This window comes from Streptomyces sp. NPDC048295, assembly GCF_040652135.1.
Lineage (GTDB): Bacteria > Actinomycetota > Actinomycetes > Streptomycetales > Streptomycetaceae > Streptomyces.
This window is the reverse complement of sequence record NZ_JBEZLL010000053.1, coordinates 1-23,109: the sequence shown is the minus strand read 5'-3', so window position 1 is coordinate 23,109 and position 23,109 is coordinate 1. Positions and strand designations below refer to the sequence as shown.

Sequence of the window (23,109 nt, the reverse complement as noted above, 5' to 3'; positions counted from 1 at the left end):
CGTCGACCGCCTACACGCAGGGCGGTACGGCCTCGCACCACGGCCGCAACTGGACGGCCAAGTGGTGGACGCAGAACGAGAGTCCGGGCTGCCCGTGCGGAGCACGGGCCAACTCCCTGCGCTGCGCTCCAGGAGTTGAGTGGGGCCGGCCGCTGCGCGCCCGTCAGCCGCGCGGTGCGCGGCCAGGCTGTTGACGGGGTGTCGAGTGCGGCTAGTAGGGGTTTCGGTAAGGGAGTTGGGGAGTGCTGCGCACTCCTGGGCGGGTCCGCTGCGCTCCCCCGCCTGACGGTCCTTCCGGCTGCGCCTCCAGAACCGTTGAAGCCCGCTGGCGCGGGCCGGGCTGGCTACGAAGGGCGGGGGTCGCTCGTTCGTGTGGGTTCCAGTGTAGCGGGTGCATTCGTGATGATGCACATGTACCGTTGGCGGAAACACGGGACACCCTCCAGCCACCCGGGAACCTCCCCGGAATTCCGAGAGGAACGACCGCAGATGACCGGTCACCACGAATCTACCGGACCCGATCCCGCGCTGATCAGCGATTCTCTGCGCCGGGTGAGCCAGTATCAGACGGCAGGCGTGAACGCCCGGTTGAGGCTGTTCGCGCTCCTGGAGGCGCAGGGTGTGCCCGCGACCGAGGCGGACGACCTGGTGGCCGCGCTGGAGGCCGGGGCAGTCGCAGGGGCGCAGTGCCAGGTGGTGGAGCTGGACGGCATGGCGCCGCGCCCTCGTGGCGCTGAGTTCGAGGACGGCTGGGACGAGGGCGTGGCGGCCGTGAGCGAGGCCCTGGTGGGCATCGCGGACCGGGAGTGGTCCCGGCGCGGCGGCCGGTCGGCCGGGGCCGCTGAACTGGCCGTACACATCGCGGACGTGAGGCAGCGTGAGCGCGTCGACCTGGTGCGGCTGGAGCGGTACGTCCGGGAAGCCGTCCTGCCGGCCACGTACCCGCACACCACCAGGCGCCGCCAGGTCCTGGAGGCGCTGGGCGAGGCCGGCGGTCTGTGCACGGCCCGGACGGTCAACAGCGATGGGGACTACGTCGTCTGCGCGCTCGATGCCGGTCACTACGACCCGGACGACAAGCCGCCCTTCAAGGACGGAAAGCCCGGCGGCTGGCACAAGGCGGATGCGTCGATCTGGAACGACATGGGCGCGGCATGCATTCCGCACGCGGCCCTCTGAAAGACCGCAGGAATTCAACTCCAGGGGAGGTACGGAATGTCAGCGATTCAGCTCAAGGAACACCAGGTAGACCAGCGGTCCGCGTTTAGGAAGTGGGTGGGATTCCCTGCAAGGTCATCCGTGCCCCCGCAGGGTGCCCGGGGAACGATCGTGTCAGCGACCGGCTCGGGCAAGACGATCACGGCCGCCGCGTGCGCGCTGGAGTCGTTCGCGGACGGCCGGATCCTCGTGACCGTGCCGACCCTGGACCTGCTCGCCCAGACCGCCCAGGCGTGGCGCCTGGTGGGCCACCGGGCCCCGATGGTCGCGGTGTGCTCGCTGGAGAACGACGCGGTCCTGAACGAGCTCGGGGTGCGCACCACCACCAACCCCATCCAGCTCGCCCTGTGGGCCGGGCACGGGCCCGTGGTCGTGTTCGCCACGTACGCCTCTCTCGTGGACCGCGAGGACATCGACGCACCCGAGGGCCGGCGGAAGGTTCGCGGGCCGCTGGAAGCCGCTCTGGCGGGCGGAGAGCGGCTGTACGGACAGCGCATGGACCGGTTCGACCTCGCCATCGTGGATGAGGCCCACGGAACCGCCGGTGATCTTGGGCGTCCGTGGGCAGCGATCCACGACAACCAGCGGATCCCGGCGGACTTCCGGCTCTACCTCACCGCCACCCCGCGCATCCTCGCCGCGGCCCGCCCGCAGAAGGGCGCGGACGGCCAGGAGGTGGAGCTCGCGACGATGTCGGACGACCCGGAGGGCACCTACGGCGCCTGGCTCGCAGAGCTCGGGCTGAGCGAGGCCATCGAACGCGAAATCCTTGCCGGATTCGAGATCGACGTCCTGGAGATCCGCGACCCCTCGCCTGTCCTCGGGGAGTCGGAGGAGGCGCAGCGGGGCCGGCGCCTGGCCCTGTTGCAGACCGCGCTCCTGGAGCACGCCGCCGCGTACAACCTCCGTACGGTCATGACGTTCCACCAGAAGGTCGAAGAGGCCCGCGCGTTCGCGGACAAGCTGCCCGAGACGGCCGCCGCGCTGTACCTGAACGACGCCTCCGACGCCGATCTGGCCGCCGCCGACAAGCTCCCGAAGTCGTCGATCGACGCGGAGTTCTACGAGCTGGAGGCCGGCCGCCACGTACCCCCGGACCGGGTGTGGTCGGCGTGGCTGTGCGGCGACCACACGGTGGCCGAGCGGCGGGAAGCGCTGCGCCAGTTCGCCAACGGCATCGACGCGGCCGGGCGCCGGGTGCACCGTGCCTTCCTCGCCAGCGTTCGCGTCCTCGGTGAAGGCGTGGACATCACCGGCGAACGGGGAGTCGACTCGATCTGCTTCGCCGACACCCGCGGCTCCCAGGTCGAGATCGTGCAGAACATCGGCCGCGCGCTGAGGCTGAACCGCGACGGCTCCACCAAGGTCGCCAGGATCATCGTCCCGGTCTTCCTGGAGCCCGACGAGGACCCGACGGACATGGTCGCCAGTGCCAGTTTCCGCCCCCTTGTTGCGGTCCTCCAGGGGCTCCGCTCGCATGATGACCGACTTGTTGAGCAGCTCGCTTCCCGGGCGCTCACGAGCGGCAAGCGCAAGGTGCACGTCAAGCGTGACGAGGACGGGCAGATCGTCGGGGCCGGCGGCTCGGGCGACGGCGAGGACCAGGAGGACGACGCCACCCAGGCCGCCGCCGAGGCGGCCCTGCTGCACTTCTCCAGCCCGCGCGACGCGGCGACGATCGCGGCGTTCCTCCGTACACGGGTGTACCGGCCGGAGTCCTTGGTGTGGCTGGAGGGCTACCAGGCCCTCATCCGCTGGCGGGCGGAGAACGAGATCACCGGCGTCTACGCCGTCCCGTATGACGTTGAGGTCGAGGTCGGCGTCACGAAGTCGTTTCCGCTTGGCCGTTGGGTGCATCAGCAGCGGAAATCCCTGCGCGCGGGTGAGCTGGAGGAGCGGCGCAAGACGCTGCTGGACGCGCCGGAGGCCGGGATGGTGTGGGAACCGGGCGAAGAGGCGTGGGAGAGCAAGCTCGCCGCCCTGCGGTCCTACCGCCGGGCCACCGGGCACCTCGCGCCGCGTCAGGACGCGGTGTGGGGCGAGGGCGAGGCGATGGTGCCCATCGGGCAGCACATGGCGAACCTGCGCCGGAAGGGCGGCCTGGGCAAGGACCCGCAGCGGGCCGCCGTGCGCGCGGCGCAGCTGACGGAGATTGACCCGGACTGGGACTGCCCGTGGCCGCTGAACTGGCAGCGGCACTACCGGGTGCTCGCCGACCTGGTCGACGCCGACGGCGTGCTGCCCTACATCGCGGGCGGCGTCATGCACGACGGCGATGACATCGGCACCTGGAGGTGGCGTCAACAGGAGCCGGGCACCTGGGCGCAGCTCCTGCCCGAGCAGCGCGAGCGGCTGACCGCCCTGGGCATCCGCGGCGCCACCCTCCCCGTGACCGCCGCCGCCCCGGCGGAGCTCCCTGCGGCGCCGGCCGACGCGGCCAAGGGCCCGAAGAAGGCCGGGAGCAAGGCGGAGGCGGCGTTCCAGCGGGGCCTGGCGGCGCTCGCGCAGTGGGTGCAACGGGAAGGCGCGGACCGGCCCGTGCCGCGCGGGCACAGCGAGACGATCGCGGTCGACGGTGAGGCGGGGCCGGTGATCGTGAAGCTGGGCGTGTGGAATTCGAACGTCAAGTCGAGGCGGGACAAGCTCAGCGCCGACCAGCTCACCGCCCTCGCCGCGCTGGGCGTCGGCTGGGCAGGAGCGGCCCGGGTCGCCCTGGACGCTCCGGCGCAGCCTGCCGCCGTACGGGCCGCACCGCAGCGCAGTCACCACGATGAGTGCGACAAGACTCTCTACGCGGGCGGTACATGTACCTGCGACCTCATCGAGCAGTACGGGCCGCCCTCCGAGCGCGACGACTACTGACCGCTCCCCCGCTACAGACCGGACCCCGGGCCTGCCAAGGCCCGGGGTCTCACGCTGCCAGCAGGCCGGCTGTTCGGTCCCGGGTGTCCGCGAGGACCTGCAACGCAGGGTGAAACATAACGGGCCGCCCTGGCTCCCTTCGGGCGTTCTTGCAGGTCAGACGTGAAACGCGGGGCCTGTTGCGCTCGTGTTGCGCGGTGGTGTTTCACCGGGGATCAACGAACGACAGGGCGCAGGTGTCGCCGGGCGGTGCTACGACGGTGCCTCTCCCCCGTTCGCCGGATCCCAGCCCTCCAGGAAGGCGACGAGGGCGCGGCGTTGCTGTTCCTCGCGGGCAACCTGCCGGGCGAGGACGTCGCGGTCGACGTACGGGTCGACGGCGGCGAGGACCAGGCGCTGGAGTTCGTCGGGTTCAAGGGCTTCTACTTCCCACTGCACGGGGTGGTCGATGTCGAAGCCGTAGCGGTCGGCGAAGGCTGGCCACCTCGGGTCGTTGCGCTTTCCCTCGGTCGCGGGCAGTGCGTACCGCTGGACCTGGGCGTGGGTGAGCAGGACGCGGGTAACCCGGCTCCAGCAACCGGTGCGTTCCACCCAGTCCCGTTCGACGTCCTCGCCCGAGCAGTCGAAATCGCCGACGTAGGCCAGATGCGCTTCCCTCGGGTCGGCGGCGGTGCGGTCGCGGACGACGTCGACGTAGGACTGGGAGCCGAAGCCGCGGACCACGAGGACCGGGATACCGAACGGTGCAAGCCAGTCGGTCAGCAGCTGACGCAAGGTGTCCTTCTCCGCAGCCACGTACAGGGCGTGTTCCTGGCCCTCCGTGCGGTCCAGGCGGAACCAGTCCGGGGCCTCACTGAGGAACTCGCCCGCGTCCGGCCAGGCCGCCGGGACGTGGACCTCCCGCAGAGTGTCGATGAGGTCGGGGAAGCGGCCCTCACGCCGGGCCTTGGCCAGCTGCGAGGACAGGCGGCGGTACATCGGCGGCGTGTGGGGCAGGACGCCCTCGGAGGCGAGCCGGTACATGACCTGGCGCAGCGTGACCTTGAGCGGGGCGTAGCCCGCAACGATCTGCCTCGCCCGGTCCACCACGGCCGGCCACCGGATCCGCTCACGTGTCATACCGGTACATGTACCCATCGCCCGGCGGCCGCCGTCGGCATGGGCTTGCCCGGGGTGGCCTTGGGCTTGCCCGCGCCCGCTGGCGGCTTGCCCGGTTCAGCGGCGCAGGCGCGAGAGCCAGCTGGTGGCCTTCTGCTCGGGCACGGCCTGGTCCTTCTCCGGCTCCTGGCGCATCGTGCCCGGCCAGGCTTGCTCCCAGTCGGTCTCGTGCTGCTGGTCGCAGTCGCCGCACAGCGTCGGTCGGGTCTCTTGGCCCGTGCTGCCCCAGCCCACGCGCTCGGTCGCCCGCCACCGTTCGTCGGTGAAGTCGGCACCGCACTGGGTGCAGACGGGGCGCCGGGCGTTCCGCCGGAAGTCGTGCTGCCCCACGGCCGCGCGCTCCGGCTCCTGGTGCTCCCGCGTGCTGGCCGCCGGGCCGACGGCGGCCACGGTGGCCCTCTGATTGCAGCCGTCGCACAGCTGTGGGTGGGAGTCCTTCGGGGTGCCCCAGTCCGTCGCGTGTGCCGCCTCCCACCGTTCGTCGGTGAACTTCGCCCCGCAGTCGGCGCACACGGGACGGCGCGCCTCACGCTCGGCTGCCTCCTTCGCGGCCCGCTCCTGCGCCGCGTGCTGCACCTTTGCCTGGTACTCCGCCTGAGCACGGGCGGTCTCTTCCCTGGCGCGGGCGTCGGCGGCCTCGCGGCGGGGGTTGCCGATCGCTTCCCGCAGGGGCTGCATGTGGTCGCGGCCGAAGCGGAGGAACACCTGGCCGGTCGGGCCGTGCTGGCGCAGGTTGTTCAGCCCGGTCGCGATGATCGGGATTCGCCCGTCGTAGCGGTGATGGCCGGCCTTCTGCCGCTCGCCCTCCCACAGGTGACGAGTCAGTTCCATCAGGCGCGGGACGGTGCGGTTGGGGTTGCGCTCGCCGATGTGGTTGAACACCAGCAGCACGGGCGGGTACGTCGCATCACCGGACCAGGTGGCCGGAGCGCTCCAGCGCGTACGCCACATCGGGCGCTCCTTGCCGTCGGTGTCCTTCGCGTTGCGCCGGAAGAAGCGGGCGTACTTCTCCAGCTTGGCGGCGAGCTCCTCAGCAGTCTCATGGCAGTTGTCGACCTCGATGAACAGCAGCGGCACCTGGTCCTGCGGTGCGGTGAGAACCAGGTCGGCCTGGGCGCCGCCCTTGCCCGGCGCGTTCCACGTGCCGGTGGCGGGCAGCGGGACCTCGGTCCAGTACGAGGCGATGGTGCCGATGCCGTCCGGTGAGTCGACGGCGGCCCGGGCGGCGGCCTGGACATGGGGCGGGTCGTCGGCGAGCTTGGCCAGGTTCGGCTTCGGGCGCAGCATCGCGATCACGGTCTCGTTGACGGCCATCGGGTGAGAGGCCCCGCTGGAGCCCGCACCGCGCGCGGTGGAGCCCATCTCCCCCGCCGGGCGCCGCAGCTCGTAGGAGGCCGCCTCAAGACCCTTGGGAGTCAGGTTCCGCAGGGAGTCGCCCGTCTCGGTGGAGCCGCCGTTCTCGGACAGGCCGTGCTTGCGCATGTCGGAGAGCGCACCGGTGTGCGAGGCGGTGCGGGCCTGCTTCTGCTTCGACGGGGTCTCCTTGTCGGCGTGCCGGAAGGTCAGGTGAGGTGCGCTGATCCGCTGGATCTGATCAGCCGTGGCCACCTTCAGCGCTCCGAGCACGCGCAGCACGTCGCCGCGGTAGCTGTTCGTCGATCCTGCCGGGTTGGTCTTCCGCTTCCCCGCCATCAGCTCTGCTCCCTCGTTGCTCGCGACCGGTCGCCGGCCGACCGGCGCTGCTGGCCGCGCCCGGCATGGGAGGGCGTCCGGGCCCCCGGAACCCGATGATCTCCTCCACTACGGACAACAAGAGGAGAGAAGAGGGTTGTGACGGCGCAGTTTTCGCGCCGAATCCGGCCCTGACAAGGGATTTTCCTCCGCCCCCGGGTGACGGACGCCAAAGGGGGTTCCTGAGTGCTCTTCAAAGGGGGCGCCCAGGGAACCCTCTACGGCTTGCCCGCCTCGGGCTGGCAAAGGGAGCCCCGCGATGACCGACAAGCCGCACAGGTGGTGTCCGATTTCAGGGGTCCACACCTTCGGTCACACCTGCGGTCCCCCGCCGGAGGCAACCGTCCAGCCAACGGTTCAGCCCCCGCCCGGTGCAACCTTCTCCGGGGCGGGTGTGGCCTCCAGGCGATCCAGCCGTTCGTAGAGGGCGCGGACGAGGCGGGCGCGGTTCTGGACGCAGTGCACGGTGCCCTCGAGCTTCGCGGACAGCCGGCCTTCCGCCTCGCGCAGGACGATGTCGGCGAGCGCCCGGGGCCCGCTGCTCTTGGGCAGCTGGTTCGCGCGGCGCCGGACGTCGGAGGCAACGGCGCGGGCGTGGCCGGTCAGCTGGAGGCCGATCTGCTCGTAGTCGCGTTCCGCGAGCGTGTCCTCGCCGGTCCACGCGAGGACGGCCGTGACGAGGCACTCGTACGGCTCGCGGTCGAGCGGGAGTTCCGCCTCGATCAGGCCGTCTGGGTCGTACAGGACCGTGTGGCTGCTGGTGTGCATGGCGGGCCTCGCTGCCGGGAGCGTCTCGTGCGGGTGGCCGGCGGTCACCGCTGGGTGTCCTCGCCGCCGCCGTCCCCGTCGTCCTGGTCCTCGCCGTGCCGACCGACGAACCGGGCGAAGCCGCGGTCCGCGCGGGCCAGCAGGGCCGGGGAGGGAACGCCGTAGGCGGGCGGCTGGAGGCCGCGGCCCTCCGGGGCCGGGGCGGTGGTGTCGGTTGCGCGCATGCGGCCCCGCCTCTCCGGCTGGTGGTCCGTCGGTGACGTCGACGCTACGCAGCGGGGGAGAACGCCTTCAACGAGATTGCGTGAAATTGCGGAGGTTCACTCCAGGGCGTCGATCGCGGCCCGGATGAGGGCGCGGGCGGCGTCGCCGTACACGGCCATCTCCGCGAGGCCGGCGAACGCCTTCAAGTAGTCGGCGAGCTCGCGCGGCTGCGTCACCTTGATCTCCGCCGTCAGCGTCTCCACCACGGCCATCGTGTCGTCATGGACGTAGAACGCCTCCAACGGCCACACGGTGCGCTGCGCGGTGAACGGGATGATCCCCAGCGAGACCGAGGCGAGCGGCATCACCGCCAAGAGGTGACGCAACTGCCCGCGCATCGCCTCCCGGTCGGCGGTGCGAAAGCGCAGGACGGACTCCTCCATCAGGACGACGTAGCGGTGCCCGCCCTCATAGAGGAACCGGGAGCGGGCGACACGGGCGGCGACGGCTTCGGCGACGTCGTCGGGGGTGCCCTGGAAGCGGGTGATCTGCTGCATGAGGGCGGTCGCGAACGCCGGGGTCTGGAGGAATCCCGGGGGCACGTTGGACAGGTAGACCCGGCAGTGGCGGGTCTGCTCGTGCAGGGCGAGCCAGTCCTCCTGTACCTGGCGCATGCCGTTGCGGTGCAGGCGGCGCCACTCCAGGTACATCGAGTCGACCGCGCGGGCGGTGGCGATGAGGTCGTCGGCCTGGTCGTCCGCGCCGCACGCCGAACACCAGGTGCGGATGTCCGCGTCCGAGGGTGCGGCCGCGCCCTTCTGGATGCGGGTGGTCTTCGCGGGGTGCCAGCCGCACCGGGCAGAGAGTTCCTTCCCGGTGAGGCCGGCGTCCTTGCGCAGGTGCTGCAACCGGACGGCGAGCGCCTCGCGGGCCGACTGAGCGCTGGACGAGGGGGAGGCGGTCGTCATGAGGTGCGTGGCCCTTGGGTTGTGCGTCGGTCAGATGCGGTAGTTGGCGTGGTCGGTGGCCAGGTCCCACACGGCGCGGAACGCCTCGGCACACAGCTTGACCGCCTGCGGGTCGTCGGTGTGGTCGGGATCGAGGGCCTGGCCGTCACCGGAGAACAGGTTCCAGCGCACGACCTGGTCGTCGATGAGCCAGAAGTCGTTGCCGGGAAGGGCGAGGGTGGAGGCGCGGCGGCGGGGCAGCCAGCGGACCTGTTCGCCGGCGCGGAGGTTGGCGTCGGTGATGGCGTGCTCGAAGCGGATGTAGTCGGTGACGGGCTCGGACACGACCCGGGCCCGCCGGACCTTCACCCCGCGGGCGACGGTCCGCTCCACCAGCGGCAGCCACCCGCCCCAGTACTCCGAGTCGTCCGCAGGAACGCTCCCGTCGCGCAGGAAGGTGTTGTAGACCTCGCGCTCCTCCCCCACGGCGTAGACGTCGCGGAGCTCTAGGTGCAGGGCGTGGGTCTGGGCGGAGTCGAGCAGGTCCTCAAAGCTGGGTGCCGGCGGCCTCTGCGGCATCGCATGCCCTCCTGATCTGCTCCACCATGCTGACCGGGATCCGGACGATCCCCTCGTCGTCTGCGGGCGGACTGTCCTGACCGCAGGTGGCCCGGGTCGCCGCGTCGGCGAACTTGCCCTGCAGAACCAGTTCCGGGCCCTGGGCGGTGTCGGTGTCCACCCACACCGCCGGGCAGTTCCCTCCACCCGAGTTCGGGTCCGTGCCGAAGAAAAGTAACGCCATGATCGCCTCCGAAGCGAGCCGGTTGCGCGTAGTTGCGTGACGACCGTCCCGCGCCCTGCGCGCCCGGTCAATACCGCGGACCGGCGGACCACCGCCGTGCCATCCGGACGGGTGATTTCCCTTTGCGTACGCAGGCGCAGTCCTAGCGGAGCGCGTCCAACTTGCCTGTTTTCACAGGGTCTTGACAACTTTTCATGCGTTCTGTCATGTTCTGTCCGCCGCTTCCGGCGAACGAGCGAGAGGTGATCTCATGCGACGAACCGAGTACGACGCGGGACAGGCCGCCAAGCGCCTGAAGGTGCCCGCAGCCGCCTTCCGATGGGCCCGGCACACCGGCCTGATCCCGGCCCCGGACGCGTCGGCGTCCCGGTGGTCCCGGGCCGCCGTGGAGGCGCTGGACGCCGGCGCCATCCGGGCCACGATGCCCTCCCCGCCGATCTCCGGCGGCGCGGCGGCCGACCGGATCGCCGACGCGCTCGGCACCCCGAACCCGACCGTGTACGGCGAGCGGGCGAACGTGACGGCGTTCGTGGTGCGCCGGTTCGTCGACCGCGGCCTCCTGGTCGACCTGAGCGCGAACCCGGACGGAACGCTGCACCACCCCGACCAGGTCGCGGAGGTCTGCCGCCGCGAGGACCTGGCGGACCTGGTCGCCGCCGACACCCCGCTTGGACCCGAGCAGGCCGCCGCCCGCCTTCGGGTCCGCCGCGCCGACTTCGACCACATGGTGCGGCTCGGCTGGGTCCGCTCCCCGCAGTCGATCGAGGTCCGCTTCGGCACCAGCCGGGCCGGGGCCGTCGACGTCGCGCTCTACACCACGGCCTCCGTCGACGCGGTCATCCCCGCCCACCCGGAGGTCGACTGGGAGCAGCTGCGCACGGTGGAGAAGGGCCGGCGCTCTCCGCTCGCAGCGCTGCGCCCGGAGCCGGCACCCGTACCGGCGTAAGCCTCCGAGATCCTTGCGCCCGCCCGCTCCCCGCGCCGCCCAGAAGGGCGGCCCGGGGCGCGGGCGTTCTTCTTGCGCGTCGCTCAGGCGTGCCCGGCAGCCAGCTCCCACAGGGGTCGGGCGCGCCCGGTCCCGTCGCAGTGGAAGCACCGGCCGCCTCCCGGCGTGCTGCGGGCGCCGATGGTGCCGGCGGCGTGGCGGAAGAGCCGGGTGAGGCCGATGGTGTGCGCCTCGTGGATCGGGAGCTCCTGCCGTCTGCCGAGCGTGACCTCCAGTGCGACGCCGGGGCCGGTGAAGTGGGCGTGCATGCCTCCGGTGATCGCACGGAGCGTCTCGTTCAGGTCGTGCATCGTCTCCGCGCCGGACAGCTGCACGCGGGCCGCGAGGACGGTGTCGGTGGCCGCGGCGAAGGACAGCAGTCCGACCGGGCGGGCGAGCGGTCCGACGCGGCCCACGGGGGCGGGATGGGTGTGGTGGAGCTGGGACAGGGTGTGCCACAGGTCGCCCGGCAGATCCTGGGGTGCGGTCTCTTCTCGGCTGCGTCTCATACGGCCTGTGTAGGGCCTGCAGTGGGCTGTCGCCGTCGGATGGGCCCGTCCGTCCCGCCCTGTGGCGCGGTGACTTCGGGATCGGTCCCACTATGCGGCCTGGCGGCTGCCGACCGCACAGCGGGCTTGTGCGGTCAGGTCCGCCGGCGGAACCATCCGCGGACCCGGTCCGGCTCGGGGCCGTCCTCGGGCTCCGGCGGCGCGGCGGCCTGGAGGCGGGCGGCTTCGGCGGCGGCTTCCTCGCGGGCGACGTCGTCGGCGCGGCACGGGCCGCACACGGACTTGTCCCCGGCCCGTACGGCGGTCCGGTGCACGGTGATCTCCTCCCAGCGTTCGTCCGTGAACTTCCGCCCGCAGCGAGTGCACACGGGGCGCTGCGCCTCCCGCTCAGCGGCACGGCGCCGTTTGTCCTCCGCGTCGGCGCGGGCGTATTGGTGGTGGTAGAGGGCGTGGCCGTCGGGGTTGTCGAGCGCGTCCGTCAGCGTCTGTTCGCCCGTGCGTCCCAGCCGCCGCCATACCACCGCACCGGCACCGTGCTCCTGAAGCTGCTCCAGGGTGGTGACGACGACGGGCACCGCCTGGCTGTAGTCCCGCGCAGTGATCGCCTTTTCGTAGAGGGTCCGGTACCGGCGCGGCGCCCAGTAGCGGCGGCCGGCCTCCTCCAGCACCGCGATCGTGTTGGCGACCTTCGCCTCGGTGGTGTCCGCGAACACGAACGCGAGGGGCACCAGGCCCTCCCTGCCGGTCGGCGGATAGACCCGGCGCCACAACCGCTTCTCGTGGCCGACGACGCTGTCGAGCGCGTCCGGCCGGGAGCGGATGAGATCCACGGTGTGCTTGTCCGCGTCCGGTGCCAGCCGCCGACCCCACTCCCAGTACCCGCGCAGCTTGGCAACCAGATCGTGGGCGTCCTCGGTGCGGCGGTCGATCTCCAGCAGCATCACCGGCACCCCGGCCTCCGGCGCCCGCACCACCAGGTCCGCCCGCTGCACGAAGCCGTTGCCGAGGCGGTGGCCGATCTCGGTCTGGAAGCCGAGCCGGTGGCCGATCCCGGCGCGGTGGAGTTCGGCGGCTGTCGAGGTGACTGCGGCGGCGTGGTCGTCGTAGCTGGTGCCGAGCAGCTTCCCGGTGACCGGGTCGTACCTCTTCTCGCGCAGTGCCGAGACTCGTATGCCCTTCGGCTCCAGCAGCTGCTTCGCCTCGCTGTGTCCTCGCTTGGTCAGCACCCACACCTGCCGCTGGTCGTCCCGGACCGTTTCGATCCTCACCAGGTGGTGGTCCTCCAGATCCAGGAGGTTGTCTCGTACGAGCTTGTCGTGCTGGTTGTCCGGGCGGGTCAGCTTCCACAGCTGGTCGGGCGTAGCCCTCTGGAAGATTCCCAGCGTTTGCAGGAGTTCTCGGCGTCGAGGTTCGGTCGAAGTCCTTCTGTGCTTAGGGCTCCTTCGTTCATAAGGGTTGTCGGACCTGCGGCGCCCCCCGGTCCGCCGCGTCTGACCTGCGGAAACGGCCGGTTGGTGGTGACGGGGCGGGGAGGGGGTGATGGAGGGGGCCACGGAGGGGGCCTCTCCAGCCTGGTCAAGGGGCTGCTCGGGGTCGTCGGCGGTGCTCGCCACAGGGTGCTCCTGGAGGTGGGCGGGCCTGTCCCGCCATTCACCTTCTACAGGTGCGGATTTCGGCTCTCGTGTGACGCCGACCTCGGAAAACCTCTCCACCGTGACCGCATCGTGATCAACCGGGAGGGGGGAGAGTTCTCCCCCCTCTCCGGCGGCCGGTGCTCTGTCCACAGGGCCTCAGTTCGAGGGTGTCTTCGAGGCCGCCGCGATCAGCGGGGCGGCCCGACGATGAGGAGCCACCCATGCCCGAGAACACCGTCACCGCGCCGCTCGCCCCGATGGAGCCCGAGGACGTCGCCGCCGCCTTCGCCTACATCCGGGCGATGCAGGCCGACGACATCGACACCGCCTGCGCGGTCGCCAACGACACGGGCCCGGAGCTGCACCGGCTGCTCCTGGACGTCGCCGCGCGCGTCTTCATCCCCATCACCGCCGAGGACGACCACGACGGGGAACCCTGCGCGCACTCCTTCCTCGCCGCGGCGCTCGGGCGACTGTTGCTGGAGCTCCTGTGCCACGGCGTGTGCCTGGGCGGTGTGCCGGGCGTCGCCGACACCATCACCCGCTTCACCGAGAACATCCTCACCGAGGACCACGGCGACGTCGCCGACGTCCTGCGCCAGCTGGAGGCCGCGGGGATGAAGCAGGCGATGGAGGCGCACCCGCCGCACCGCACCACCGCGTAGCGCACCTTCGAGATGGCGGTGGTGCGGTGCGGCGCGCATCCCCGGCGCACCGCACCGCGCCAACTCGGTGCGCACCACCGCACCGCACCGCCGGGCGCCGGCGGTACGGCCCCCCGCGTCGCCGCACCGCCTGGGGCGCGCCACGGCCGGACGGGCTCCCCTATCACACACCCCCTTGACCACGACCTGATCGCGATCCGAAACGGGCTGTGTCAAGGGGAAACGTCCTTGGTGGCGGAGCTGGTCAAGGGGGCGTGGCGGAGCTGGTCAAGGGGGTGTGGCGCACCGGCGCGCGCAAGCGTGCCGGGCATCGTCGGAGTCGTGCGGTGCCGGGCGCGGCGGCGCACCTCTGCGGTGCGCACCACGGTGGAGTCCACCGTCGTCCGGCGCACCGGAGTGGAGTCCATCGGGTGGCCCCACTGAGTGGAGCCCACTCAGTGGAGTCCATCCGGTGGCGATGCGCGACATCGAGTGGAGTCCACTCAGTGGACGATGCCCGGCATCGTCACCACAGCCAGGCGTTGGAGTGCCGCACCCGGGACAAGGCGCGGGCATCGCGGCGCGCGGCCGCGTTGCCGATCCGGCTCTGCCGGGAGCGGGGCCGGCGCGAGTTCCCCGCGGCGAGGCGGCGCTTGGCGGCGTCCTGGAGCCGCCGCCGCTGCTTGCGCAGCTCCTGCTTCTTCGCTGCCTTGGACTTCGGCGTCCGGGGCCGCTTCCAGATCGGCTGCCACCCCAGGTCCTCGTCGAGCTCGGGCCCCTGGTCCTCGTCGAGTGCGGCGGCCATCTCCGCGCGGGCCGCTCGGGCGCGGGCGAGTGCGTCGTCGGGGTTGGGCAGTTCTTCCGGCGTGCTCATGCGACTCCTCCTGTGGTCCGGCCCGTTGTGTGCTGGGTGCCGGGCTGTTGGGTGTGCGGCGGCGGGACAGTCGCCGGGGCGGACTGCCCGTGGGCGAGGGCGCGCGCTCGCTTGCTGTCCTGGACGGTGGCGGCCACCTTCGCGGCGGCGGCCTCCATGGTCTGGCGGGTCTGCTCCACCGTGGCCACGCCGGTCTCCGCCTCCAGAAGGCGGCCGTCCTTCCGGTCCGTGCGGAACGGCCGCGGGTGCGACCTCGAGGCGGCTGGCACAGCAACGGCGTACGGCAGGCGACAGGAGCCCAGGCGCTCCGCACGCCGCGCGGCGCGGACCCGGGCGGCCAGGGCGCCGGCGGCAAGGCGGGCCCGCTCGTACGGGGCCGCGGACCGCTTACGGGTCAGCGGGCGCAGCACGGCCTGGTCCTCGGTATCACTCGGGTACAGGGCGCGCAGGTCGGCGGTCATCATCCGGCCCCGGCCGACGGGGCGGGTGTAGTCGTCGACGACCGCCTGCACGATCTGGTCGTCCAGGCCCGGCTGGTGCGGTCGGCCGCGCAGGACGTAGGCGAGGTGCCGTCGGGCTTCGGCGAGCAGGTGGTGGCGTTTGAACGCGCCGCGCATCACGTACACCACGGCGACGACGTCGGCGGCGGCCAGGGCGACGTCGACCGCCGGCCGCACCCGTGCCCACACCGCCGCGGCCGCCGCCCGCGCCCGCTGCGCCAGCCGGTCGATGACGTCGGCGCCGAACGAGGCGATGGCCGACTCCCGCCATCGCTCGCGCAGCTCGGACAGCGGCCGCGGCTCCTTGCGCTTGGGCGGGCGTGTCCGGTCGGCGGCCCGGCAGGCCAGCCCGTAGGCGGCCCGCTCCCCCGGCGCGTGCCCGTGCTCCTCCACGTACTCGGCAGTGAGGACGAACAGCGCCTCCTCGATCTGCTGACGGCGCGTGGACTGCCAGCCGATCAGCCGCTGGTCTATGCCCGCGTTATGTGATCTGTCCAGCTGTCCGGGGCGTGTCTGTCTCTTCAGGGTTCAGTGCTGAGTAGGCAGGACGCTCACGTTCTCGGTCCTGTCGTGCAGCCGTCCGCGCAGAGCGGTGTTCTCGGCTTCAAGCTCGGCGTTCCTCAAGGCGAGCACCTGGATCTGGTTCGCGTAGGCGGCGCCCGTGGACCGAAGATCACGGACATCGGCCGCGTGGTCCTGACGTAGCTCGCGCTCCACCTTCCTGAGCCGGGTGATCTCGGAGCGGAGCTCTTCGACCTCGGGTCGGCGGATATCGGGGGCGGCAAGGATCTCCTTGATGACCGGTGCGACGGGAGAGCGGTAGTAGGAGGCGCGTGACACGCCCGCTTCGCCGCAAATGTTGACGACGGTCAGCGCCCCGTCTGTGGCCTCACTCAAGCCGTGCATGAGGCGTTCGAAGGCCTGCATGAGCGCTTGGTCGTTGGGGGTCAGAGCAAGGTGATCAGCGGTGAGCCGCTCGAATGCCTGCCGGATGCGAAGTGCGGTGGTGTCGCTCATGTGTGCTGCGGTTCCTGGGCAGTGTCGGTGATCTCGGTGATGAGGTCATCCAGCTGCTGGCTGTACTCGTTCAGGGCGATGAGCTGGAGGGGTGGAAGTTGTTCACGGTCGGCGACCGTCGCAGACAGCGCCTGGTCGCGGGCCAGGGTGAGCCGGGGCAGGTGGACCGACGACCGCCGGGAGTTCGGGCAGCTCAGGCACATGTTGTGCAGGGGCAGAGGGCGACCGAGAGACTGAGCGCGCTTGCTGCAGACGGCGGTGGACGCCTGGTAGAAGCAGTCGTTGAGGACGCCCGGGTGCACCGTCTTGACAAGGTGGCGGAGCATCGTGCGCAGGCGGGAGGCGCCGGCGACGACGCCGGGGAGGTCGCCCAGCTCGCGGCGGATCCGGTCGAACTCGGCGTGGACGCGCTTGGCGGCCCCGCCGGTGGCGCCATTGCCGTCGTTCCAGTCCCGGTAGAGATCCTCGACGTAGTCGAGTTTGGCGACTGCTTCCTCAGCAGCGACTTCGGCGGCGAACCCGGAGGCCGAGGTGCCGGCATAGCCTTCGAACATGGCGGTCTTGGCGTGGTGGTACTGCCGGGTGCCCGCCAGGATGCCGAACGGCTGGTGGGCGATGTGCCAGGCCAGAGTGCGGCGGAACTGCCGGGTGTCGAAGCTCCAGGGAGCCCCTTCCTCGTCGTCTTCGTCCGTGGCCTCCAGCTCGTCGTCGCCCTCGGTCTCGCCGGGTTCGCCGGTGACGTGCTCGTTGGGGATGAACAGGCCGTCGGCCGTGCTGAACAGTTCGTTGACGTGGTCTCGGAAGTTGTTGATGCGCCCTTTGACCATGCTGGTCAGTACGTAGCCGTGTGTCTCGCCGCTCCAGTATCCGAACAGGTGGGTGGGGTCGCTGCTGATCTCTCGCAGGATTTCGACGGCCCGGTGCACGATCTCCAGTACGACCCACTCGGCCTCGTCGCCGGAGAGCTTGCGCCACTTGAAGACCCGGCCCCGGAGTTTGTAGCGCCGGCGCCCGTGGTCGGTCGTCTCGGTGACCGCGCAATCCCGCGACAGCTCACGCACTTCGGCATCACGCATTCCAGACAAAAAGGCAATGATGACCCAGCACGCCGTTCTGAGGTGGTCGACCTCTTCCATCAGCTCGGTGGGCCCCAGCCCTGGGCACCAGGGCCGCTCGGAGTCGGGCCAGGTTGAGATGGGGGTGCGCAATCCTCCCTGACCAAAGCCGAGGTCGCGGCCTGCAGCGGCGAGGCGGTCTCGCGAGTCGCGGGCCGTGTCCGGTCCGACTCCGGCGAGGAGACTGATGAGGCGGACGTTGGGAACCTGTACCACTCCGTCGATGACCGCGGCTCCGGGACAGGTATGCCGCATGTTCAAGGGGACGGCTGGCACGGGGCGCCCTGCCGTCTTCAGCTTGGCGATGAACTGGTCGATTCTCTGCGGGCCTTGGCCTCGCGGCAGCAGGGGCCGGTTCTGTTCGGCTGCGTTGAGGTCGGCGAGCTCGCGCTGGGCCGCAAAGATGTCCTGGCTGGCGGTGTCGACGTAGAAGGCGGCGGCCTTCACGAGGGGACTGCTGATGTACTCGGGGATGCGAAGGGTGGAGTTCTCCTCTCTGTCCCGTTTCAGCCCGGCGATCTGAGCGGCCGGTCGGCCTGCCCACGGGTTGGTGTTCAACCGGTCCGCGCTGAGGAACGGCGAGTGCTGGAAGATGTGGTTGATGGTGGTGACAAGGTGGGCCGCGGTCGACGGGGAGATGCGTTTCCACCTGGCCAGGGCGGCGGTGAGATCTTCGCGGCGGGCGTCTCGCAGCCGGGGGGCTCCGAGCTCTTGGAGGGTCTTGATCACTTGGGCAGCTCGCTGCGTGGAGTGGTAGAAGCACGTGAGCTTCATGGGACGACACGTGCGACGACCCGCCTCAGAGGGGAAGCCTCGCCGGAGTCGTGAATACCCGAGCTCTTTCAAGGTCAGGGCCGTGACCGGGTCGGTGAACTTGGAGAACACCATGCGCCGGTGGCAGTCGGTGCGGGGCAGGAACGGGTCGAAGTCCCAGATGTCCTCGCCGAAGCGGGGGCCGCGGTGCCCTGTCGCTTCGGTGATGTGTTCGGGAAGGACGTAGGCGTCGTCGGGGATGCGGTTGGAGGGCTCGTGGGCCTGGGCCGGGACGGCGGTCTGCGTGATCGTCATGTGGTCAGCTCCAGGAGGCGCGCGGGCAGGGCATGCGGGCCGTCGGCGGATTCGGCGATCGCCTGAGCGGTCCTGCGTTGCTCCGCTGTGAACTTGGGCAGGACTCCGGTCGTGGCCCGTTCCCAGGCCAGCCCGTAGCGGGCCTTCCATTCGAGGGACGACAGCTCGTCGCGCTGCCGGTCGATGAACGCGGTGAAGGACAGCAGGCCGGGAAGGTGGCGGGTGGTGTAGACGGCGTTGGGGCACTCGAGGCATCCCCAGACGGCCGTGGGACAGCCGCTTCCCTTCTTGATCGCGGTCGGCGAGTTGAAGAAGTCCTTGCAGGAGGCGAGCCAGACGTCCTGCTCCCCCTGGAGCGCGGTGTCGACTTCGGCCGGGGTCAGGTCCGCCTCGCCGTCATCGAGCCGTTCGCCGTCGGCGCCGATGACCACCGGCGGCTCCATGGCGGTGTCCAGTGCCTCGCGCAGTCCGTCCTCGACGGCCTGCTCGTGAAGCTCACGGTGGGCTTCGATGTCGGCGTAATGGTCGACTGCGACGCGCTTGGAGTGCCCCTGGGCGAAGTCCTCCAGGAGACCGGCCGACTCCAGGTAGCGCCGCGACTTGTAGGTCTTGCGCAGACGCCTGTAGTTCAGCGTGATCGGGCTGCCGTCCCGGTCCTTCATCTGGTCGATCCCATGACGGGCCACCCACCCGGCGGCTGAGTCGCCGAGCGACACATTGGTCCCGGGGCCGAAGGACGCGCGAACGCCGTTGTTCCCGGCGTGGGTCAGCAGCATGTCCGTGCTGGCCATGCTCCGGCCGCGTGCCGTCAGCCGCATGATCAGTCGCAGAAGGCCGCCGGGATGGTGCAGAGCTCCAACGTCGGGAACACGCAGGGTCTTGTGGCTGAAGCCGTGCGAGCGCTTCTTGACGTACGAAATGCTGACGTAGCCGCGGGCGGGGTTGACCAGGCAGTCCGCCTTCAGGCGTCGCCCGCATTCCGGCTCGATGCCGGTCTGGCAGCTGAGCAGGACCAGCAAGGGAATCAAGTCGCCGTAGGTCAGGAACAGCTGGGCGTTGATCCGCTTCATCCCTCCCAGCAGGAAAAATCGTCGCCGCATCCCTGGCTGTGCGTGGTCTTCCGAGGTCAAAGGCCCGTGGTGGGCGATGTGCCAGAGGGCGTTCTCCAGTCGCCCCCAGCCCGCCACCGCCGGGTCCTGCCCCTCGGCAGCCCGTCGTTCCCCGGCCAGGATCCGGTCTCGCATGGCCCGGACGTCGGCCAGCGCAGCGGCCTCCATCGCCTCGAACACCTCGAACGGATAGGCGTCCAGCGTCGGGGTTCTGCCGGTCGCCTTCACGGTGGAGAAGCCGAGCCGGGCCTGCATCTCGATGCCGAACGTGTCGGGGGCCGCATCCCCAGCAAGCCGGAGCAGGCGCACGATGCCGGCCACCCGCTGATAGGGAACACGGCTCTGCTTGCCCTTGCAGTCCGCAATGAGCTTGCGCTCGAAAGCCTCAAGGAGTTCCGGTGTCACGTCGTCCAGGTCGAAGGTCTCGGCGTCCTCCTCGACGCGGGCGATGAAGCCGGCGAACTGCTCGATGTGTCGGAGGGTGTTGAGGGTCGAGTCGTAGTGGCCCTGCTTGGCCTCGCTGCCCGCGATGCTCGCCAGTGCCCGTGCCAGGTGGCGGACGAGACGCGGGCAGGGCAGATGGGACAGATCGAAGTCCCGCTCGATGCCGTCGTCGAACCGCGCGGAGAAGGCGATCGGGCCGATCTCGCTGACCGTCTTCGGCGGTGCGGGCAGCTCTTCGGGTGAGGGAAAACGGACCCGCCGGCCGCGGCGGCCACTCACGCAGCCACCTCCACCCGCTCCAGGACCGCAGTCTGGGCGTCCCACTCCGTCATCGCCGCCAGCACGACCTCCTGGGCCTCGTCCAAGACGTCGAGGTAGGCGTAGACGGTGGACTCGCGGGCATGCCCGAGCAGTTGCTGGAGCTTGCGCATCGGGTTGCCGACCAGGAGCCGCTTGAGCTCCGCCCGGGTCAGGCGCCGGTCCTCCCGGCGCCCCAGAGCGCGAACTGTCTGCCGCAGCAGCAGCCCGAGCATATGGACCGCGTAGACGTGACGCAGCGTATGCGGGTGGATCTCGATGTCGATCCCGAACTTCGCGCACCGCTGGTTCGCCCGGCGGAAGGCCGACTGCCAGGTCGAGGTCTGCAGCGGCTGCCCGTCCTCGCCCAGCCAGAGCCAGAGCGGAGCCCCGGGAGCCCCGTCGGCGTCCATCAGGGCCAGGCGCCGCCGGTCCTCCGGAGCGATCTTCGAATACGCCCAACTCCGGCCGGCGGCCACCGTCAGGGCGTGCCGCCCGGTCCGCCTCGCCAGCACCACGTCATCGGCCCGGGCATAACCCCCGGCCGCGAGCCGGCGCGTCACCAGTTCGTCCCGCTCGATCTCGATGTAGTGGTGCAGCGATCGCAGGGTCCGCAGCGTCATGAACACCGTGCGGGCCTTGTTCCGCTTGGTCACCGCCTTGGACAGATGCACGTCTCCGGTCACCCGGCGCCCGAGCACCAGCGGTGGGATCTCCGGGACCAGCAGCGACGAGGCCTCCCCCAGCCGCATCCTGGTGTGCACCACCACGTCCGCGAACATCGCGTTGCGCTCGCCGTTGCGGCCCCGCCAGCTGCGGTCGCGCCCGCCTTCCGGCAGTTCGCCGCGCAGCCCCACGTCCCGCCAGAGCAGGTAGTCCTCGAAGGAGACGAACCGGGCCGGCTCATCCTCCGGGTCCTCGACGTATTCGGAGTTCACGGTCACCGTGCGAGGCCCCTCGGGCGTCATCACGGTCTTGTCGACGTACCGGAACGGCATCCGCTCCAGCAGGCCCTCGTAGGTCGACCAGGCGACCCACTTGTCCAGCGCGGCGATGCCACGGTTCCACGTCCCCACCGAAACCGAGTCCGGCCCGGACCGCAGACGAATCCGCTTGTAGGCGCGCAGGTCTTCGCCGTCGCATTCCCAGATCGGCTTTGCGCCGCGGGACTCGTGCAGGAAGCGGCAGAACAGCATCACGTCGCGGCTGTAGCCCGCGATGCTGTTCTTGGCGGTCACGCCCCAGCTATCGAGCTCCCGCAGGAACCGGTTCAGGTTGAGGTCGTACGTACCGTCGGCGGCCAGGATGAAGGGCTGCCCCTCCACGGCTCCGGCCCGGTCCAGCACCGAGCGCGAGCTCACCCTCAGCAAGGGCGGGTCCCCGGCATGAGCACGGCTTGTTGTACGCAGCTCCACCGTCGAGTCGGCGGTTGCCAGCATGTCTCTCCATCTGGATCAAGGGATGGAACAGCTCTCGCGCCCGGATAACGAGAAGATCACTGAAACAGTCGCAAGCGGCAACATAACCCGCGATCTCCATGACGGGACGGCGGCCGGGTGTCACCTCGCGCGGCTCCCAGGCCCACCCGAGCCGGGCGGACACCTCCTCCATGAAGAACAGGAGGTAGAGAGTGTCAGCGGCGACGATGTGGGCCAGCAGCGTGTCCGCCGACAGGTTGCCCCACGTGCCCTTGGCGTCCGGCCGGCGGGCGCGGATCGACACCACCGCGTGATCGTGGAGCAGCGGCTTCGACTCCGCGGCTCTGGACTCGTAGTGCCGGAACACCGCGACGATCAGCCCGTCGCGGACCGGTGTGCGGTGCTTGCCGCCGCTCCCCGACCGGATCTGCGCGACCGACTCCCCCAGCCACTCCAGCGTCTTGTCCACGGAGATGTCCTGGCACCGCTCCAGCACCCGGCGTTCCTCATCACCCATCAGCGCCCACGCGATGTGCGCCGTCGGCGGCGGCCGGAACACCAGGCCCATGCCCAGCCAGGGGACACGTTCCTTGGCCTTCTCCGTCTCCGGCGACCGGTTGTGCTCGATGGGCCTGCCCAGAACGCTCGCCCGCCGGGCCTTCGCCGGATCGTCGCAACTGGAGGAGGCGCGGGTTCCCTTGCGGCAGTGTGAACTGCCATCAGCACATCTCAGCAGGTGGGCCACCCTTGTTCGGACGGTCACCCATGCGGTTGGGATTCTCGGGGTAACTCGCAGATTCTGCGAGCCAGGCTCCTAATCTGCGTGTTCGTGGCAGATTCCGATACCCGTCGCTTACAGGTCGTTCCCCGAGGCGCATCGGCCGACAGACCGCCGCCCGATGAAGCGGGTCTCGCCGACGTGGTGACGCTCGGGCGGCGCCGTGCTGCGGAGATGAGCGGGGCGGACGCTGAAGGGTTCTTTCTGGACACCCTTGCCGAGTACCAGTGGGCGCGGGATGCCGCTGGGCTGATGCCGGGAACAATCGACAAGCTGATCAAACCGGTGATCGAGATCTGCGACTTCTTTCAACTCGTGCCCTGGCAGTTGGAGCCGCGTCATCTGGACCACTACTTCGCCGGGCCCGGTAAGCGCGGGCGGGCGACAAATCGCAAAAAGATCAACCACATCGACGCCTACTTCGCGTTCATCGAGCAGCGGTACGCCGGGGAGATCCACCGCAGGTTCGGGGCGATGGTGGAGTCGCCGGTCGATACTTTCAACCGGCCGCGCCACCGAGGTGATTTCGGGCTGCGGATCCCTCCGTCACGAGCCGCGCTGAAGGAGTTCTTCCGCCGATGGCGCGAGTCCCTGCCGGCTTCCCGGAAGGAGGCGGTCGCCTGCCGGAACTACGTGATGGCGAAGATCGCTTACATCTCCGGTGTGCGGGCGGCGGAACTGTGTGCGGTGAAGCTGTCGGACGTCCACTGGGAGGCCGGCCAATGGGGCCGCTTCCTCGTCGACGGCAAAGGGGCCCGCGGGTCGGGTCCGCGCCAGCGGGAGGCGTATCTGTTCGAGGAGGGCCGCGAGTTGCTGTGGTGGTACGTGGAGCAGGTACGCGGACTGTTCCAGGACGATCCCGAACATCCGGCTGCCCCGTTGTGGCCCTCGGAGCGGCTGCCCGCCAGGGTCGCCTTGCTGAACCTGCCGGTTGTCGGCGTACAAGTGGACGTGCGCCACCTCGTACGGATGAGAGTGCACCAAAGCTGATGCGGGGAGGGGTTGGAGCCGCGAGCCTGCTGTCGTC

General features: G+C 70.5%; 18 protein-coding genes and 4 pseudogenes. 6 read left to right on the top strand and 16 right to left on the bottom strand.

Going from position 1 to position 23,109, the window contains the following annotated elements; translation table 11 throughout:
* The 3 genes and pseudogenes from AB0D53_RS40640 to AB0D53_RS40630 form a co-directional block, all read left to right on the top strand.
* A pseudogene (locus AB0D53_RS40640) lies at positions 1–89 on the top strand (carbohydrate-binding protein); the annotation flags it as partial.
* Between the two features lie 400 nt (positions 90–489).
* On the top strand, positions 490–1,179 hold the full coding sequence (locus AB0D53_RS40635; protein ID WP_362454399.1) for a hypothetical protein: 690 nt from the start codon (positions 490–492) through the stop codon (positions 1,177–1,179).
* A gap of 36 nt (positions 1,180–1,215) precedes the next feature.
* Positions 1,216–4,080, top strand: a complete 2,865-nt coding sequence (locus AB0D53_RS40630; RefSeq protein WP_362454397.1) for a Helicase associated domain protein — start codon at positions 1,216–1,218, stop codon at positions 4,078–4,080.
* Between the two features lie 252 nt (positions 4,081–4,332).
* Here the strand turns inward: AB0D53_RS40630 and AB0D53_RS40625 are convergent, their stop codons facing one another.
* The 7 genes from AB0D53_RS40625 to AB0D53_RS40595 form a co-directional block, all read right to left on the bottom strand.
* The gene (locus tag AB0D53_RS40625; protein WP_362454395.1) at positions 4,333–5,199 is read right to left on the bottom strand and encodes a hypothetical protein; all 867 of its coding nucleotides are present in this window, start codon (positions 5,197–5,199) and stop codon (positions 4,333–4,335) included.
* A gap of 96 nt (positions 5,200–5,295) precedes the next feature.
* The gene (locus AB0D53_RS40620; protein WP_362454393.1) at positions 5,296–6,930 is read right to left on the bottom strand and encodes a replication-relaxation family protein; all 1,635 of its coding nucleotides are present in this window, start codon (positions 6,928–6,930) and stop codon (positions 5,296–5,298) included.
* A gap of 396 nt (positions 6,931–7,326) precedes the next feature.
* On the bottom strand, positions 7,327–7,737 hold the full coding sequence (locus AB0D53_RS40615; RefSeq protein WP_362454403.1) for a DUF6415 family natural product biosynthesis protein: 411 nt from the start codon (positions 7,735–7,737) through the stop codon (positions 7,327–7,329).
* 44 nt (positions 7,738–7,781) lie between these two features.
* Entirely contained in the window at positions 7,782–7,961 is a 180-nt protein-coding gene (locus tag AB0D53_RS40610) for a hypothetical protein (RefSeq protein WP_362454391.1), read from the bottom strand.
* A gap of 96 nt (positions 7,962–8,057) precedes the next feature.
* Positions 8,058–8,909: a helix-turn-helix transcriptional regulator gene (locus AB0D53_RS40605; RefSeq protein ID WP_362454389.1), complete on the bottom strand. Its 852-nt coding sequence runs from the start codon at positions 8,907–8,909 to the stop codon at positions 8,058–8,060.
* Positions 8,910–8,939: 30 nt separating this feature from the next.
* A complete protein-coding gene (locus AB0D53_RS40600; protein WP_362454387.1) occupies positions 8,940–9,467 on the bottom strand; it encodes a DUF6879 family protein in 528 nt (175 codons plus the stop codon).
* On the bottom strand, positions 9,436–9,627 hold the full coding sequence (locus AB0D53_RS40595; RefSeq protein WP_362454385.1) for a hypothetical protein: 192 nt from the start codon (positions 9,625–9,627) through the stop codon (positions 9,436–9,438). The genes AB0D53_RS40600 and AB0D53_RS40595 overlap by 32 nt, the downstream gene beginning before the upstream one ends.
* Positions 9,628–9,940: 313 nt before the next feature.
* On the opposite strand from AB0D53_RS40595, the gene AB0D53_RS40590 reads away from it, so the two are divergent.
* Positions 9,941–10,636, top strand: a complete 696-nt coding sequence (locus AB0D53_RS40590; RefSeq protein WP_362454383.1) for a hypothetical protein — start codon at positions 9,941–9,943, stop codon at positions 10,634–10,636.
* Positions 10,637–10,719: 83 nt separating this feature from the next.
* On the opposite strand, the gene AB0D53_RS40585 is transcribed toward AB0D53_RS40590, so the two are convergent.
* Positions 10,720–11,184 (bottom strand): hypothetical protein, encoded by a 465-nt coding sequence (locus AB0D53_RS40585; protein ID WP_362454381.1) that lies wholly within the window; start codon positions 11,182–11,184, stop codon positions 10,720–10,722.
* A 134-nt stretch (positions 11,185–11,318) separates the two neighbouring features.
* Complete coding sequence (locus AB0D53_RS40580; RefSeq protein WP_362454401.1) at positions 11,319–12,524, bottom strand: replication-relaxation family protein; 1,206 nt, start codon at positions 12,522–12,524, stop codon at positions 11,319–11,321.
* A 515-nt stretch (positions 12,525–13,039) separates the two neighbouring features.
* On the opposite strand from AB0D53_RS40580, the gene AB0D53_RS40575 reads away from it, so the two are divergent.
* Positions 13,040–13,483, top strand: a complete 444-nt coding sequence (locus AB0D53_RS40575; protein WP_362454379.1) for a hypothetical protein — start codon at positions 13,040–13,042, stop codon at positions 13,481–13,483.
* Between the two features lie 505 nt (positions 13,484–13,988).
* Here AB0D53_RS40575 and AB0D53_RS40570 read toward each other — a convergent pair.
* From AB0D53_RS40570 to mobF, 7 genes and pseudogenes are all read right to left on the bottom strand, one after another.
* Positions 13,989–14,336: a hypothetical protein gene (locus tag AB0D53_RS40570; RefSeq protein WP_362454377.1), complete on the bottom strand. Its 348-nt coding sequence runs from the start codon at positions 14,334–14,336 to the stop codon at positions 13,989–13,991.
* Positions 14,333–15,316 (bottom strand): annotated as a pseudogene (locus AB0D53_RS40565) (relaxase domain-containing protein); the annotation flags it as partial. The pseudogene AB0D53_RS40565 and the gene AB0D53_RS40570, both read right to left, overlap by 4 nt.
* 48 nt (positions 15,317–15,364) lie before the next feature.
* A complete protein-coding gene (locus tag AB0D53_RS40560) occupies positions 15,365–15,853 on the bottom strand; it encodes a hypothetical protein (RefSeq protein WP_362454375.1) in 489 nt (162 codons plus the stop codon).
* A complete protein-coding gene (locus AB0D53_RS40555; RefSeq protein ID WP_362454373.1) occupies positions 15,850–18,036 on the bottom strand; it encodes a hypothetical protein in 2,187 nt (728 codons plus the stop codon). The genes AB0D53_RS40560 and AB0D53_RS40555 overlap by 4 nt, the downstream gene beginning before the upstream one ends.
* Entirely contained in the window at positions 18,033–19,868 is a 1,836-nt protein-coding gene (locus AB0D53_RS40550; protein ID WP_362454372.1) for a hypothetical protein, read from the bottom strand. The genes AB0D53_RS40555 and AB0D53_RS40550 overlap by 4 nt, the downstream gene beginning before the upstream one ends.
* On the bottom strand, positions 19,865–21,247 hold the full coding sequence (locus tag AB0D53_RS40545; protein WP_362454371.1) for a tyrosine-type recombinase/integrase: 1,383 nt from the start codon (positions 21,245–21,247) through the stop codon (positions 19,865–19,867). Before AB0D53_RS40545 ends, AB0D53_RS40550 begins: the two co-directional genes overlap by 4 nt.
* Positions 21,132–21,971 (bottom strand): annotated as a pseudogene (gene mobF, locus AB0D53_RS40540) (MobF family relaxase); the annotation flags it as partial. The gene AB0D53_RS40545 and the pseudogene mobF, both read right to left, overlap by 116 nt.
* 285 nt (positions 21,972–22,256) lie before the next feature.
* On the opposite strand from mobF, the pseudogene AB0D53_RS40535 reads away from it, so the two are divergent.
* Positions 22,257–23,015 (top strand): annotated as a pseudogene (locus AB0D53_RS40535) (site-specific integrase); the annotation flags it as partial.
* Positions 23,016–23,109: the final 94 nt, after the last annotated feature.

Bases quoted from the DNA above. Each gene is read 5' to 3' on its own strand.
- AB0D53_RS40590 (WP_362454383.1), top strand. From the start codon at position 9,941: ATGCGACGAACCGAGTACGACGCGGGACAGGCCGCCAAGCGCCTGAAG.
- AB0D53_RS40605 (WP_362454389.1), bottom strand. From the start codon at position 8,909: ATGACGACCGCCTCCCCCTCGTCCAGCGCTCAGTCGGCCCGCGAGGCG.
- AB0D53_RS40615 (WP_362454403.1), bottom strand. From the start codon at position 7,737: ATGCACACCAGCAGCCACACGGTCCTGTACGACCCAGACGGCCTGATC.
- AB0D53_RS40575 (WP_362454379.1), top strand. From the start codon at position 13,040: ATGCCCGAGAACACCGTCACCGCGCCGCTCGCCCCGATGGAGCCCGAG.
- AB0D53_RS40620 (WP_362454393.1), bottom strand. From the start codon at position 6,930: ATGGCGGGGAAGCGGAAGACCAACCCGGCAGGATCGACGAACAGCTAC.
- AB0D53_RS40585 (WP_362454381.1), bottom strand. From the start codon at position 11,184: ATGAGACGCAGCCGAGAAGAGACCGCACCCCAGGATCTGCCGGGCGAC.
- AB0D53_RS40610 (WP_362454391.1), bottom strand. From the start codon at position 7,961: ATGCGCGCAACCGACACCACCGCCCCGGCCCCGGAGGGCCGCGGCCTC.
- AB0D53_RS40570 (WP_362454377.1), bottom strand. From the start codon at position 14,336: ATGAGCACGCCGGAAGAACTGCCCAACCCCGACGACGCACTCGCCCGC.
- AB0D53_RS40600 (WP_362454387.1), bottom strand. From the start codon at position 9,467: ATGCCGCAGAGGCCGCCGGCACCCAGCTTTGAGGACCTGCTCGACTCC.
- AB0D53_RS40560 (WP_362454375.1), bottom strand. From the start codon at position 15,853: ATGAGCGACACCACCGCACTTCGCATCCGGCAGGCATTCGAGCGGCTC.
- AB0D53_RS40630 (WP_362454397.1), top strand. From the start codon at position 1,216: ATGTCAGCGATTCAGCTCAAGGAACACCAGGTAGACCAGCGGTCCGCG.
- AB0D53_RS40635 (WP_362454399.1), top strand. From the start codon at position 490: ATGACCGGTCACCACGAATCTACCGGACCCGATCCCGCGCTGATCAGC.
- AB0D53_RS40555 (WP_362454373.1), bottom strand. From the start codon at position 18,036: ATGACGATCACGCAGACCGCCGTCCCGGCCCAGGCCCACGAGCCCTCC.
- AB0D53_RS40625 (WP_362454395.1), bottom strand. From the start codon at position 5,199: ATGACACGTGAGCGGATCCGGTGGCCGGCCGTGGTGGACCGGGCGAGG.